Consider the following 12991-nt stretch of genomic DNA (forward strand, 5'->3'; position numbering starts at 1 on the left):
GATCTTGAGGGCCGCCGAGCACCACCAGCGCACCGACAGGTCGGCCGAGACCTGCGGGAACAGCAGCCGGGTGTTGCGCGGTCCGGCCCCTCCTGTCCTCATGAGGCCATGAGGGGTCTCGAACAGGATCGGCGCCGTCGGTGCATCCTGGCGCAGCATCTCCCGCTCGAAGCCGCCCTCGCGCCAGGAGCGGTAGAGCGGCAGCCCGAACGCCGCCGCCTGTGCCGCGACGTAGGCGCCGGTCACGGGCCAGTCCATGGAGGCCTCGCCGCGGCCATCCACCTCGTGGTGGTGCAGCTCGATGCGCGCGGGCGGCACGCCGCGCTCCAGCAGCTCGACCAGGCAGGCCGTGGCGTCCTTGCCCCCCGAGGTGAACAGGATGACGTGGTCGTAGGAGCGCAGCTCCGGGGCCAGCGCCGCCGCGCCGGGCAGCAGGGCGGCGCTCACGCCGCCTCCGCGGCCTCGTCGCGCCGCGCCTCCTCGGCCGCCCGTCGGGCGTGCCCGGGATGGAAGCCGAGCAGGTAGTCGGCCATGCGCTGGGCCTCGGCCGCGGCGCGGAAGATCTCGCGCTTGTCCTGCCGAAGCGTCCTGAGCCACGATGAGACGTAGCTGGCGTGGTTCGGGATGTCGCAGGGCAGGCCCAGCTCGGCGCCGACGAAGCAGGATGTCAGCTCGGCACGGAGCTCCTCCTGGGCATAGGCGTGGCTGCCGAAGCGACCCGTCAGGTCACGGTCGAGGCGGTGCTTCGCGCCGGAGGCGTGAGCCAGCTCGTGCAGGCCCGTGGCGCAGTAGCCCTCCGGCGTGGCGAAGGCCGCGCGCGGCGGCATCTGGATGTGGTCCGTCGCCGGCCAGTAGTAGGCGCGGTCGCCTCCTTCCCGGAACGCCACGCCGCTGTTGCGCATGATCGTCTCGGCCGCCTCGGGCGTGCGCCAGGAGGCCTCCTCGGTGGACGGGGCCTCGAAGCTCGGGATGCCCTCCACCTGGCTCGCGTGGAACACCGTGTACGCACGAAGCACCGGCACGGTGCGGGTGCCCTCGCCTCCCGCCTCGGGTGCGGCGTCGCCGTCCCGCAGGGTCAGCTTGCGGAAGAAGAAGACGCGGCTGCCGCGCTCGCCGCGGCGGACCTGCCACCCCTTCTCCTCGGCCTGCCTGTAGGTGAGCCAGCGGGGATCCGTGCCGGCGAAGGCCAGGCCGGTCATGCCCAGCAGCAGCACATTGATCCCGTGGTAGCGGCGCCCGGTGACCCCGTTGCGGGGCGACAGCGGACCGGCACCGGCCTTGTCCTGGTCCCAGGGCCGGCGCCACGGCACCGTGCCGGCCTCCAGGGCCTCCACGATCTGGCTGGTGATCTCGGCGTAATGGTCGCGGGGAGCCGGGCGATCGGCGGTCTGACGGCGAGGCTGAGCCATCGGTGTTCCCTTTCATCTTCTCGGAACACCTCCCCAGCCCCGCATCCGGGCGGGCCGGGGCAAGGGCGCGCGGAGCGCGGGAGCGCAGCGACGAACCCTTGCGGCGGCCGGACCGGTGCGGAACGGCCTCTCCTCTCCCGCTCTCCTGATCTCCTACTTTCCCGATTTCGTGGTTGCCCGCTTTCCTGATCTCCAGATGTACTCGATGTCCGGCGCTCGGACGTTCGGTCCGGATTCTCAGGGTGATCCGTCCGGGCGTCGCGCCACCTCGGCGACGAAGGGCGATGCCGAAGGCTCATCCCAGTCGAAGCAAGGGAAATCCGGGAGGGCCGGGCCGTCGGCGTCGAACAGCAGGTACTCGCAACCCTGTCGGCGGGCTTCGACCATGAGGGCCCAGAGCGTATCGGCGATGTCCGGGCGCTCGTCATGGGCGTAGACGAACCAGCCATAGGGCATCGCGCCGCAGCACACCTCGCCGCGCACCCCGGCCTGGGCCGCGCCGATCAGGCAGGTGCGGTCCTCCAGCGCGAGGTGGGCGGTGGACAGGTCGAGGAAGCGGCGAACATGGGTCATCGGATCGCCCTCAGATCGAGCTGGAGACGTGTCGAGGCGCGGCCGGCACCGGCACCGCGAAGGCGTGCAGCCCGTCCCAGGTCAGGGCGCCGCAGGCCGGCATGCGCCCTGCCGCCAGGGCATCGCGGCTTCGGGAGAGGTGCGACTGCCGGACCCGGCCATGATCGGGCTTGCAGCAGGGAACGCCCGGCGCGACGAAGCACACCGGGCAGGCCACCAGCAGGGTGGGGTCGCCCTGGTAGGCACTGCCGCAGCGGGTGCAGGCGAGCGCCTCGCCGGCATCGGCCAGTGGAAGCGATCGGGAGAGCGCGGCGGGTGCCCGGGGAGCGAGGCGGCGGATTTCCATGGGGATGTTCCTTTCCGAACAACTCCCAGGCCGCCGCGGCGCCGTTCCTCCGGGGCAGGGGCGCCGCATCGCGGCGGGCCGCCAGGCCCTTGCCCTTGCGGCGGAGGACGGGGTGCGGCACCCCTCCCGCCCCGTTCCGCGGTATCCGGTTCACACCTCTTTCTCGACTCTTCCCTTCATCGGACCGTCGGCGGCCGCCCCCTCAATCGGTGCCCAGGGTAAGCGGCATCATGGCCGGCGGTGCCGAGCGCTTCTGGACTTTGGTGAGTGGCCTGAGCGAGCGGCTCCAGCGGTTTTTGTCGACCGGCGGTCCCCGATCGACGCGGACGCGGCTTCCGCTGCTCCACGAGCGTCCACGGATGCGGGTCTCGAGAGACCAGCCGGCGGCCGTCAGGCTGCCACCGTCCTCGTCTTCGCGGGTGTAGGTGACGATGCCCGTGAAGCCCCGCGCGGCGGCTTCGCGGGCAGCCCAGCCGTAAAGCTGTGAGCAGGCGTTCCAGGCCAGGGCGCGTGGCACATCGCGGCGCAGGCACAGCCGGTTCACCTCGACGATGCCCCGTCCCATCAACCCCCTCGCAACGGGATTTCCCACCATCACCACGCCCAGCCACGTCGGGCCATTCGCGATGGCGGCCCCATAGCGCCAGACGGTCGGTGCCGCGTTATGGGCGTGGTGGCGACGCACGAACCCCGCCGCTGCCGCGAAGCTCACCGGCCGGATCGCCAGCTTCCAGTCGAGCAGCAACTGGCCGCAGCCGGTGTCGGCGATGCGCCGGAGGCGGTGGCCGAGCATTTCCTCGGCACCTAGATGCCGCAGCAGGTCGCGTGCCCAGGCCGGATCGTCAGCCATGCCGGCGCAGACCTCCTCGTGGGCGGCCAGGCAACAGGTATCGAGCAGGAAGGCGTGGTCGGACCACGCCTCCGCGATCTCCAGTACCGACGGCTCCCCGCAGTGCTGGCATAGGGCGGGCTGGATCGGGGTCACGGCTCAGGCCGCCGCACGGCCGCATCGCGCGGCACAGTGACGGTGCAGTTCCGCCGCCACGTTGCCAATCTCGGCGAACACGGGGCCGTAGTCGGGCACTATCTCCAGCCGCCGGAAGCGATGGTCGTCGGCAAAGAAGGCTTCGCCGAGCCGGGGTTCGAGCAGTGCGATGCCGCGCACCTTCAGGACCCGGGCCAGCCGGAGCAGCAGCACGGCAACGTGTCCGGCCGGCCCGTCGCGTTCCTGCAGCCGATCCATGGCCCTGCGAAGGGCAGGGATCGACCTGCCGTAGCGGGCGAGGTCCGCCGCGGTGAAGATGTCGGCGTGCTCGGACGTGTAGCCGTAATGGATGCCGTAGACCTCGGGGGTGCGGTCGTCGATCTGGCACGACCAACGCAGCCCCTCGTGCAGGATCGGACGCGGCGTATCGTCCCAGCGAAGCAGTGGCCGCAGGTCGCCGTACCGTGTGGGTTGCACGTCGCCACGCGAGTACATGACCAGAGCTTCGAGATGTGCGTAGGCGCCCTCTCGCGAGGCATGGCCCAGATAGGGCCGCACTACGAGGAAGCGCGGAAGATGTGCCGGATGAGGCATGTCTCGGATCCTGTGGATCGTGATGGATCGGGCAACCGGATGGACGTGTTGCTCCCTCAGGCAGGCAGGGCGTCCTACGAGGCGGCGAGCGCCGGCCGCGATAGCGCGGTCCGAACCTCCAGCCGCCAGAAGGCAAACCATTCGACGAGGTCGGCGCCCGATACCGGCTCGTCGGCGTCGAAGGCGTCGGCCTCGAAGATCAGCGCCTGGTCGAGGAGACGGCGCATGGCCGGAGCACGCGCGAGGAGCGCGACATAGGCCTTGGCCTGCTCCGTGCCGCGGAGTGTTCCGTCATGGGCAACGGCCACCTGTGTCGCGGGGCTGGCTTCGGTCCTGATAAGGCCGTAACCGTCTGACACCACATCCTCCAGCACCAGGATGGAGAGGTCCTGGCCGTCGGTGAGCGGCGTGATCCTGCTCATCGGCGGGCCTCCTGCTGGGCAGGCACACGGACAGTGGAGGCGTGATCTGCCAGGAAGCCAGGCAGCATGGCGCCTGCAAGGAGGATGCAGACGATCAGGGCGAGGCCGGCGATGGCCTTCATGTCCTCGTGACGTCCCTGGCGCCTGGCGAGCCGTTCGTGGAGATCCATGGATCTCATCCTTCTGCTGAGTCTTCTTCCCGAAGACCCAGCCCGCCGGCCGCCCCTGCCGGGGTGGGGCAAGGGCGCCGCGGAGCGGCGGGAGGCGTGAGCCGACGAACCCTTGCCGCGCGCCGGGAGAGGGTGGCAGCGCCCTCCCCCGTCCTGCTCATTCGCCCTTCCCCGTCCTCCTCAGAGGATCGCGGTCACTTCCCGGCCGCTTGGACCGACGATACGGATCGTGCTGCCGATCTGGTCCTCCACGATGTGCAGTTCGATGCTACCCTTCTGAAGGCTACGCAGCTCCCAGCGAATGTTGCGCAGATGCTCGACAATGCGGGCCGCCGTGGCCGCGTCGCCGTCCAGGAGGAGGGTGCGAGAGAGGTCGCGGGCCTCGGCCGAGAAGGCTTCCAGCTGGCGATCGCTGCTGTCGTTGCCGACGTCCTCGTTTTCCGCGAAGAACCCCTCGACCAAGGCGTCCGAAAGGTCCCCGGGCTCGGTGCCGCGCACAACCACGAAGCTCGGCATGCCATCGAACGACGGCTCATCGGTGAAGAAGAACGGAACCGCCGCCTCGTGCATTACGGCGGGCTGTGCCCATTTCCTGGCATCCGCCGCTACCATGAGGCGTGCGGAAAGCGTCTCGACCACCTGGTACTCGGCGTCCTGCGGCGCGCTTCCGGACCGTATCGTCGAGCCCGGAAATTCCTCGTCAGATCCTTCGGCATCGGTCGCAACCGCCGAGATCGCGCGCACCACGCGCAGGGTGTCATACTCGCGATAGCCCTCGAATCTGGAATCCGCCACGACCACCCGCGGCCTGTCCGACCATCCGCGCAGAATCAGATCGAGGTTCATTGCACTGCATTGTTCGATGCCGAGTGCGTCGGTCAACAGCACCTCCGTACCCGGCGTGCCAAGCACGACAGGTCCGGGAAGCTCCTCGATACGGTGGCGTGTGACGTCGGTGTTCAGACGCCAGGGTGTGAGCGGGATCCGCACAGACGGAAGCTCGATACCCATCGCCTTTGCCCGACGGGCATCGTCGAAGGGCAACGAGTGCGTGGTTCCAAGAGCGACGGCTTCCAGCAGCGCTCGCTCGGCGCGGGCCCGCATGGCTCGGAAGAAGTCGTTGTCGATCGGTTCGTTCCGCACCGGGAGCACCAGCCGCAGGTCCGGCGCCGAGACCACGTCCACGAAGACGTTACGGGTCGGTCCGCCAACCTCGGCAAGCGCGACAGCCGCTCCGCACTCCACGACATGGCCATGGAAGTTCAGGTAGAGGCGCCTGTCCCAGCCGCGGTGCCTGTCGAACAGGTCCAGCACCTTGGGGCCGACCTCCCGGAAGACGCCCAGCCGCAGCCCCTGCCATTCCACGACGTGCTCGGCGCCTTCCAGGAAACCCGGCTGCGGCTGCGGCCGGCCGTTCAGCGTCACCGGCAGGGGGTAGAAGCGGCACGCCCGCTCGACCGCCCGCTCGACCACCGGGAACAGTAGCTCGGTGCCCACCACCATCTCCGGGTCGGGTAGCACGGCGGCCTCGGCCTCACCGCAGAACACAGCCCGACTCAGCGTCACCCGCTGCCCGCGCGAGCGCACAGTGACGCCGCGCGAGGCCAGCGAGAACACCCCCATGCCGGCGGCGTTCTCCACGAGGTCGGTGCGCTCGTCCCAGGCGGAAGCACCGAAGGTCACCAGCCTGGCCATGTCGGTGATGCCATGGCCGTCGTCGCGCACTGCCAGGGTGGCGCGGCCCTCCTCGCCGAGGAGCTCGATCCCGACGCGGGTGGCGCCGGCGCGGCGGGCGTTCTGAAGCACCTCGGCCAGCACGGTAGGCAAACCCTGGTTGAACAGTTCCGGGCTCTTGCGCAGCACCTTGTCGCCCAGGGCGCCGCGGATCCGGGTGACGGGAACACAGGGGTTAGGTGAGACGGGGGTGATGTGGGGCACGGGTGGAATCTCCTGCTGGTCTTCTTCTTGAAGACCCCTCCCCGCAGCCGCCCCGATCCGGGGCGAGACAAGGGCGCCGCGCAGCGGCGGGAGGCACCAGCCGACGAACCCTTGCTGCGCACCGGGCGAGGGTGGCAGGGCCTCCTGCCACTCCACCTCCCTTTCCTTCGACGCTCCTCAGCGCCCTTGCACGGGACGCCTCAGCAGTGCCTCGACACGGGCGAAAAAGCTCGGCGGCGGAACTGGCCGCCACGGCCGCTCTCCCGGCTCGGCGGCAGGAACGTCTGCGAAGGCCCGCAGGAACTCGTCACGGCATGGCACGGCATGCGGGGGCACCGCCTTGAGACGCCCGAGGATCTCGCGGATGGTCCAGGGGCGTTCACGGCCCTCGGGTAGCAGGGCCGTGACCATGTCCCTCCCCAAGTTCAGGTACACCCACCGCGGATCGTCCATCGCCGGCCCGATGACACCCAGGATGTTGAGTTGCTTGCCGAGCCAGCGGATCAGCTGGCCGCCCATCTCCGCATGCTCCGGCAGGGGACAGGGCCGCTGGAAGTCCGGATCGAGGCCGAGGTCGGCACACAGGGTCCGGTACTCCGGGGTGTCCCAACTGTACTCTCTCATGCCCAGGAAGCGTGCCAGGAGCGGATGGGCGTGCGCCACGTCCTGGATCTTGTTCTCCACCCTGTCCGTCCAGCCCATAAGGATGGGAGAATGATGTCCCACGGCCTGACGAAGGTAGGCGACCGCGACGTCCCCCTCCCGGCGGCAGAAGAACCATGCCACGCGACCGCCCCAGGCGGAGAAGAACCTGTCCGCGGCCTGACGGTCCATCTCCCGGTCCAGGCTCTGCACGAATTCGGCCGCCGCGAGGGCCGGCTCGACGTTGCTGCGGGGCAGGAGCACGGGATCGCTCCATCGATCGGTCTCGGCTTGCCAGTCCGCGACCCAAACCGCATGGGGCACGGTGTTCGAGGAACGGTAGCGCTCGAGGCGCTGGATGAAGGAGGCTTCGGTGTGCATCGCTGGTTTCCTGTGGGGATGTGATCGAGCAGCGGCCTGCTATGCCGTCGGCCGGGACCGAAGGCCGGCGACCATCTCGTTGAGGGCGTCCATACCGGCCTGACGGGGCGAGATCCGCGCTGGCCGCCGCGCCACGGGCCGCAGCCAGCCCTCGTGGCGGTTGTCGGCCGGGATGTCGTCGAGGAACGGCGAGGGATCGACGTAGCCGCGCCGGAACTCGGCGTAGCTGACGGCCACCCGCTCCTTGCCCCGGGTCAGGGCCACATAGGCCAGGCGCCGTTCCTCGGCAGCATCACCGTACTGGCTCGGAAAGATCGTGTCGTTCCAGGCAGGCAGGAAGACGTGCCCGAACTCCAGGCCCTTGGCCCGGTGGAGGGTGAGGAGTTGCACCCGCCCTTCGGTCTCCTCGCCGGGAGCTGCGCTGGCCAGGGCGGCATGCTCCAGCAGATCGGTCGCGGAATGGAAACCACTGGCCAGCTGCACCAGCTCCGCGAGGTTCTCCAGCCTCCCTTCGACCGTCTCGGCCCTGCTGTCGCGGAGCCACTGGCGATAGCCGGTGCGGTCGAGCAGCTGGGAGAGCCGGTCGGCGACCGAGGCCGTGGAATCGGCCGCGACGCCTCGAATGGCATCGGCGAAGGTTCCCGCCGTGCCCCGGACCCGGGGCGGCAAGTCGGCGGTGTGGCACGCCGCCAGCAGGGACGATCCACGCCACTCCGCGTCGCGCTCCAGCAGGTCGAGGGCTTTCGGACCGATGCCACGGGGCGGGTTGTTGCAGGCACGGCGGAAGGCCTCGTCGGACTGGCAGTCGTCTGGCGAGTTGGCGAGGCGCAGCAGCGCGAGGGCATCCTTGATCTCGGCACGCTGGTAGAAGGCGACGTCGCCGACGAGGACGTAGGGCACCTTGGCCCGCAGCAACTCGTCTTCGATTCCGCGCGAGAGGTGGTTGGCGCGGTAGAGGATGGCCATGTCCTGCCATTGTACGCCTTCTGCGTGGCGGCTGCGGATCTCCGAGGCGAGGCCGGTGGCCTCGGCCTCGTCGTTGCGGAACCTCACCACCTCGATCGGCTGGCCCTGCTCGCGCGTGGGTCGGAGCGTCTTGCCGAGCCGAGTGTCGTCGCGCGCGATCACCGCATTGGCCGCGGCGAGGATATGCCCGGTGGAGCGGAAGTTCTCCTCCAGCTTGACCACGGCAGAGCCGTGGAAGTCCCGCGTGAAGCGCCGGATGTACTCGATATCGGCGCCTCGCCAGCCGAACACCGCCTGATCGTCGTCGCCCACCGCGAAGATCTCACCGTGGTCCTGCGCCATCAGCCGAAGCCAGCGGTACTGCACGGCATTCACGTCCTGGTACTCGTCGGCGAGCAGGCAGGAGAAGCGGCCGGCAAGGCGGCGGCGGCGCTCCTCGTCGGCTGCCATCGCCACGGCGGGCCAGAGCAGGAGGTCCCCGAAGTCGGCGGCATTGGCGTCTCGCAGCCGGCGCTGATACTCCGGGTAGAGGCGCGCTGCGGCGCGCAGCCCAGAGGCATCGGCCAGCGGACTGGCGGCCAGCATGGCCTCGACCCGGACCGCCGCCTGGGCGGGCGTGACCATGTTCTCCTTGAAGCGCCCGATATGGCCGGCGATCGCCTTGACGGGGTCCTTGCCGATGATCTCGTCCTCGCCCGCCTCCGTCCCGGACGCCTTCATGACGCGCCTGAGCAGTCGCCTGGCATCGTCGGCATCGAGCACATCGAAATCCGCCCGCAGACCGGCCATCTCCGGCTCCAGCCGGAGCTGCCGGGCACCGAGCCCGTGGAAGGTGCCGATCCAGGACGGCGCGGACTGTCCCCCGAGCAGCGCGACGATGCGCGCCCGCATCTCGCCGGCAGCCTTGTTGGTGAAGGTCACGGCCAGGATCCGGGCGGCCGGGATGCCACGCTCGGCGATGCGCAGCGCGACGCCGGCGGTGAGGGTGCTGGTCTTGCCGGTCCCGGCACCGGCCAGCACCAGCACCGCTCCGGTCAGCGAAGCCGCCTCGGCCTGGGTGCGCGTCAGACCGGCGATCGGCCGGCCCTGCACGGCGAGATCAGAGGCGCTCGACATGGCAGTTCCATCCGTTGCACGCCACCAGCGCGGCGTCGGCGCCGTCACCGTGGTCGAGGGTGAGCAGAGTGAAGGCCTCGTCCAGAAGCCAGGCGCCGGCGTCGTCACGCTCTCCCCTGACGATCACCCCCGCGTAGTGGTCCGAGCCGTCGAAGGCCTCGACCAGCACGGGGCGGTCGATGCCGGCGTCGCCGGTGGGCGGGACCGTGCAGCGTTGTCGCCGGCGCTCGGGCATGCGCTGGAAGGCAGCGCGCAGTGCTCGCGCAAGATCCACCGCGTCCTGGCTGAGAGGTGTCGTCGGGGTTTCCGTGAAGGCGGTCATGCCCCCCTCCCCTGTGTCAGCGCGTCGTTCCAGTCGTTCAGTGGCGCGGGCGGCGCCAGCCGTTCGCAGCGCACGCCGACCGCCGCGGCCTGCTCGGCCAGCATGGCGGCATAGCGATCGCCAGCCGGATCGTTGTCGGTCGCGCTGGCCAGCAGGGCATCCGGGAAGGTGGCCAGGTCCGCCAGCAGGAGGGCGAGACCGCGTACCGTTCCGGGGCCCATGCCTCCGGACGTCGCCACGTAGAGGGTGTCGCCCCGCAACCGTTCGATGGCCGCGAGGCTGAGGGCGTCGATCGGCGCCTCGGCCACGGCCAGCCGGCTCGGGCGCCGTGGCTGCGACGGGATCCAACCGGGCAGCCGGAACAGGGTCTTGTCCGCCCCCTTGGCGAAGCCACGGAAATCCGCGCCCCGCATCTCGAAGCCGGTCAGGGCGCCCAACTCGTCGCGGTGAGCGAACCAGGCCGTGCCATAGGCGCCCTCCCGGATCGCATCGGACGCTACGGCGGCCCGCAGGATCGGGCCCGGCAGCCGGCGGGCTTCCGTCAGGTAGCGCCAGGCCCTGCCGCCCGGGCGGAGAGGACGGGCCGCGGTCCAGCGATCCGCTGCTGGGATGCCGTCGCCGGCGGCCCTGACCGTCCGAGGGTGCTCGGGAAAGCTGGGCTGGAGCCCGATCATCTCCCGCAGCAGCTTGCGGACATGGCCGAAGCTCAGTCCGGGGTTCAGGTGCTGCACCAGCCCGAACACGTCGCCCTTGGCGGTGCCCCCGGCGTCCCACCAGCCGTGGCCGCCATGGTTGACGATGATGATCTCGCCCTTGCCCCGGCGGTACTTGAGGCAGTCCCGTGTGCTGGCGGCCTTGTCCAGCCGCCATGGGGGCGTCAACCGTTCAAGCAGGGCTGCACAGTTCACCCCCTCGCGCAGCCGCTGCAGTTCCTCGTCATGCCCACTCATCGCCCGGAATCCTTCGCCTGGATTCCACCCGGCGACCGCGAGGCGGAGGCGGGACAAGGGCGCGGCCGGGGCCTGCCCCGGCGCGGGAGCGCAGCGACGAACCCTTGTCGCGCGTCCGACGCTAGCGGTAGCGGATCTTCCCTGCCCCCCAGATGTCCTCTCATACCCGTTGCCCTCCAATCCGGCCCGGTTCGAGGATTGTCAGCTGCGGTGCGAACGGAAACGGCAATCGCTGTGAGGGACTTCATGTCCTTGCCGCCTACCCAGCAGTCCGGAACCACGAATGCGCCGAGCCGCTGTAGCGGCCGGCTCGGTTATCGTTCGGACGTAATGGCTAGACGGAGACTGCGGACCACCGCAGACAAGGCAGTTAATATTCCTCATGAGACCATGAGGACATGAAGTTACCTCATGAGGTAATGAGGTCTAGCTTCATCGGATGCGAAGGGTATGCCCGTGGGTTTCGAGCCAAAGGTTCATGGCTTCGCGGGCAAGCTGGCTCAGCGTCATCCTTCGACGCTTGGCGATGATGCTCAGTTCGGTGTGCATCTCCTCATCGAGAGCCACCTGGACCATGGCCTTCCCGTTGCGCCAGTCATTTCGGCCTCGGCCTCCACTGCGTCCAGGCGGCATGTTGACAGCAGAAGCCGGATCGGCAGGCTGTGCGGCTCCTTTCGTCGGAGAGGTGATCGCAGATACCGTTGTGGTTCGGGTCTCGCGGTTCCGCTGAAGACGTTCCGCCAGGCCATCCGGCTGTGCCAAACCTTCCGCCTCGATATCCAGGTTGGCAATCGCGCTGCTGCGTCGTGCCATCTTCTTAAGCCGCCCTCTCCTGCCTTTGCCGAGCGATACCAAGTTCGGTCTTCAACCACTTCCACACGCCCCTGATCTCATTGGCCGCGCTGTGATTGGGCTCGAATTCGGTGACGCCCTGGCCATTCTCCAGTGCGACCCGGTAACTGGCGCGGTGCGTGTAAGGAACGGGAGCAACCTTGCCTCCAGCACGGCCGATGGCCACCGATGCGTCGCCACGGCGACGGGTCGCGCCTGCACTCCAGTCGATCAGCAGGACATAGTTCGGCTTCTGCTCCGCTCGAAGACGGCTGAGCGTTGGTCCCAATGTCGACAATTCGAGATCGGTAGGATGGCATGGGATCAGGATGAGGTCTGCCTTGGCGATAGCAGCCGTGATGGCATTGTTGTCGCGGCCGGCAGTGTCCAGGAAGACAAGATCGGCGCCAGCCTCTTCCAGCTCCGCGAGGCGGTCTTCCACGTCGATGGGAACGCATGTCTCAGCAAGCGGCTTTGGCGGGAGCTTGGCCTTCTTACGGACCCTCGCCCACCGGCCGACCGATGCCTGCGGATCCAAATCCAGGATGCCGACCTCAAAGCCCTCCTCAACCGCGGCACAGGCTAGATTGAGAGCGGCGGTTGATTTGCCCATTCCGCCTTTGTCGGACGTTACTGCGACCACTTTCATGCGCTCATGCCCTCATACCCTCGCAAGATCATGAGGGATATACCTCATGAGGACGTGACACAACATCCTCATGATCGCATGATCTCCAAAGGTCATGACCTCATGAGGAATGCACCGAGTTCATTCTCAGAATATCGCTTAAACCAATGATTATTATGTACTAATACGATAGGGAATGCCCACCGCTGCCACGCCAATGAGTTCCTATCCTCATGAGGGCATGAGATAACGGGGAGAGGAAATGCGGCGCCCTTTCCTCATGAGGAAATGAGGTCATGACTTTCGGTTAGCGGAAATCACGACTACCTGGCATCCTCTGACTGGATCGCCCCGATCCGGGATCGGCGCGGCGCACCTCGTCAGCGCGGGCCATGGACCGATCGCCCCAGCTTTCAGGTCCGGGCTCCGCCATCAGCCCACGCAGGAGATCGGAGCGGTCCTCCAGGCGGCGGCAGATGAGGTGGACGATCGGCACCTCGGCGCGCCGTTCCTCGCGCTCCACCCGGGCGTCGACCACCATCAGCCGGGCGCCGATCAGCGCGGCCCGGTCGCGGGCTGCGACGTCGGCATACACCACCAGGTTCGCGGTGCCGTGCTCGTCCTCCACGGTGACGAAAACGATGCCCTTGGCGGTGCCCGGGCGCTGCCGCATCAGCCTGTCTCTTGATCACATCTACGCACAGCTCCACCGTAAGGC

Annotated in this window: 15 protein-coding genes and 1 pseudogene; all 16 read right to left on the reverse strand. The window is 68.7% G+C overall.

Features of this window, described 5'->3' with window-relative positions:
• A pseudogene (locus tag ROTAS13_RS10000) lies at positions 1-447 on the reverse strand (phosphoadenosine phosphosulfate reductase); the annotation flags it as partial.
• Complete coding sequence (locus tag ROTAS13_RS10005; protein ID WP_075822240.1) at positions 444-1409, reverse strand: ArdC family protein; 966 nt, start codon at positions 1407-1409, stop codon at positions 444-446. The gene ROTAS13_RS10005 and the pseudogene ROTAS13_RS10000, both read right to left, overlap by 4 nt.
• A 237-nt stretch (positions 1410-1646) precedes the next feature.
• Entirely contained in the window at positions 1647-1982 is a 336-nt protein-coding gene (locus ROTAS13_RS10010) for a hypothetical protein (protein ID WP_051544359.1), read from the reverse strand.
• A 10-nt stretch (positions 1983-1992) separates the two neighbouring features.
• Positions 1993-2328: a hypothetical protein gene (locus ROTAS13_RS10015; protein WP_027297455.1), complete on the reverse strand. Its 336-nt coding sequence runs from the start codon at positions 2326-2328 to the stop codon at positions 1993-1995.
• Positions 2329-2530: 202 nt separating this feature from the next.
• On the reverse strand, positions 2531-3313 hold the full coding sequence (locus ROTAS13_RS10020) for an XF1762 family protein (protein ID WP_174978053.1): 783 nt from the start codon (positions 3311-3313) through the stop codon (positions 2531-2533).
• A 3-nt stretch (positions 3314-3316) separates the two neighbouring features.
• Positions 3317-3907 carry a hypothetical protein gene (locus ROTAS13_RS10025; protein ID WP_027297456.1) on the reverse strand — a complete coding sequence of 197 codons (591 nt, stop codon included), beginning with the start codon at positions 3905-3907 and terminating at the stop codon, positions 3317-3319.
• A gap of 74 nt (positions 3908-3981) precedes the next feature.
• On the reverse strand, positions 3982-4329 hold the full coding sequence (locus ROTAS13_RS10030) for a hypothetical protein (protein WP_027297457.1): 348 nt from the start codon (positions 4327-4329) through the stop codon (positions 3982-3984).
• Positions 4326-4499: a hypothetical protein gene (locus tag ROTAS13_RS27095; RefSeq protein WP_155985215.1), complete on the reverse strand. Its 174-nt coding sequence runs from the start codon at positions 4497-4499 to the stop codon at positions 4326-4328. The genes ROTAS13_RS10030 and ROTAS13_RS27095 overlap by 4 nt, the downstream gene beginning before the upstream one ends.
• Positions 4500-4679: 180 nt before the next feature.
• Positions 4680-6437 (reverse strand): ATP-binding protein, encoded by a 1758-nt coding sequence (locus ROTAS13_RS10035; RefSeq protein WP_075822241.1) that lies wholly within the window; start codon positions 6435-6437, stop codon positions 4680-4682.
• Between the two features lie 177 nt (positions 6438-6614).
• Positions 6615-7460: a hypothetical protein gene (locus ROTAS13_RS10040; protein ID WP_027297415.1), complete on the reverse strand. Its 846-nt coding sequence runs from the start codon at positions 7458-7460 to the stop codon at positions 6615-6617.
• 39 nt (positions 7461-7499) lie between these two features.
• On the reverse strand, positions 7500-9542 hold the full coding sequence (locus ROTAS13_RS10045) for an ATP-dependent helicase (protein ID WP_081798671.1): 2043 nt from the start codon (positions 9540-9542) through the stop codon (positions 7500-7502).
• Entirely contained in the window at positions 9526-9864 is a 339-nt protein-coding gene (locus ROTAS13_RS10050; protein WP_027297414.1) for a hypothetical protein, read from the reverse strand. The genes ROTAS13_RS10045 and ROTAS13_RS10050 overlap by 17 nt, the downstream gene beginning before the upstream one ends.
• Positions 9861-10814: a DUF3991 and TOPRIM domain-containing protein gene (locus ROTAS13_RS10055; protein ID WP_037251616.1), complete on the reverse strand. Its 954-nt coding sequence runs from the start codon at positions 10812-10814 to the stop codon at positions 9861-9863. Before ROTAS13_RS10055 ends, ROTAS13_RS10050 begins: the two co-directional genes overlap by 4 nt.
• 432 nt (positions 10815-11246) lie before the next feature.
• Positions 11247-11627 (reverse strand): hypothetical protein, encoded by a 381-nt coding sequence (locus tag ROTAS13_RS26210; RefSeq protein ID WP_126281743.1) that lies wholly within the window; start codon positions 11625-11627, stop codon positions 11247-11249.
• 4 nt (positions 11628-11631) lie between these two features.
• Positions 11632-12294 carry a ParA family protein gene (locus ROTAS13_RS10060; RefSeq protein ID WP_075822242.1) on the reverse strand — a complete coding sequence of 221 codons (663 nt, stop codon included), beginning with the start codon at positions 12292-12294 and terminating at the stop codon, positions 11632-11634.
• A gap of 286 nt (positions 12295-12580) precedes the next feature.
• Positions 12581-12946: a hypothetical protein gene (locus tag ROTAS13_RS10065; RefSeq protein ID WP_216348625.1), complete on the reverse strand. Its 366-nt coding sequence runs from the start codon at positions 12944-12946 to the stop codon at positions 12581-12583.
• Positions 12947-12991: the final 45 nt, after the last annotated feature.

It is taken from the genome of Roseomonas sp. TAS13 (genome assembly GCF_001950415.1).
Classification (GTDB): Bacteria; Pseudomonadota; Alphaproteobacteria; order Acetobacterales; family Acetobacteraceae; genus Roseomonas; species Roseomonas mucosa.

Excerpts from the sequence above, each read along its gene's own strand:
- ROTAS13_RS10005 (WP_075822240.1), bottom strand. The coding sequence starts at position 1,409 with ATGGCTCAGCCTCGCCGTCAGACCGCCGATCGCCCGGCTCCCCGCGAC.
- ROTAS13_RS10010 (WP_051544359.1), bottom strand. The coding sequence starts at position 1,982 with ATGACCCATGTTCGCCGCTTCCTCGACCTGTCCACCGCCCACCTCGCG.
- ROTAS13_RS10015 (WP_027297455.1), bottom strand. The coding sequence starts at position 2,328 with ATGGAAATCCGCCGCCTCGCTCCCCGGGCACCCGCCGCGCTCTCCCGA.
- ROTAS13_RS10025 (WP_027297456.1), bottom strand. The coding sequence starts at position 3,907 with ATGCCTCATCCGGCACATCTTCCGCGCTTCCTCGTAGTGCGGCCCTAT.
- ROTAS13_RS10030 (WP_027297457.1), bottom strand. The coding sequence starts at position 4,329 with ATGAGCAGGATCACGCCGCTCACCGACGGCCAGGACCTCTCCATCCTG.
- ROTAS13_RS27095 (WP_155985215.1), bottom strand. The coding sequence starts at position 4,499 with ATGGATCTCCACGAACGGCTCGCCAGGCGCCAGGGACGTCACGAGGAC.
- ROTAS13_RS10040 (WP_027297415.1), bottom strand. The coding sequence starts at position 7,460 with ATGCACACCGAAGCCTCCTTCATCCAGCGCCTCGAGCGCTACCGTTCC.
- ROTAS13_RS10045 (WP_081798671.1), bottom strand. The coding sequence starts at position 9,542 with ATGTCGAGCGCCTCTGATCTCGCCGTGCAGGGCCGGCCGATCGCCGGT.
- ROTAS13_RS10050 (WP_027297414.1), bottom strand. The coding sequence starts at position 9,864 with ATGACCGCCTTCACGGAAACCCCGACGACACCTCTCAGCCAGGACGCG.
- ROTAS13_RS10055 (WP_037251616.1), bottom strand. The coding sequence starts at position 10,814 with ATGAGTGGGCATGACGAGGAACTGCAGCGGCTGCGCGAGGGGGTGAAC.
- ROTAS13_RS26210 (WP_126281743.1), bottom strand. The coding sequence starts at position 11,627 with ATGGCACGACGCAGCAGCGCGATTGCCAACCTGGATATCGAGGCGGAA.
- ROTAS13_RS10060 (WP_075822242.1), bottom strand. The coding sequence starts at position 12,294 with ATGAAAGTGGTCGCAGTAACGTCCGACAAAGGCGGAATGGGCAAATCA.
- ROTAS13_RS10065 (WP_216348625.1), bottom strand. The coding sequence starts at position 12,946 with ATGCGGCAGCGCCCGGGCACCGCCAAGGGCATCGTTTTCGTCACCGTG.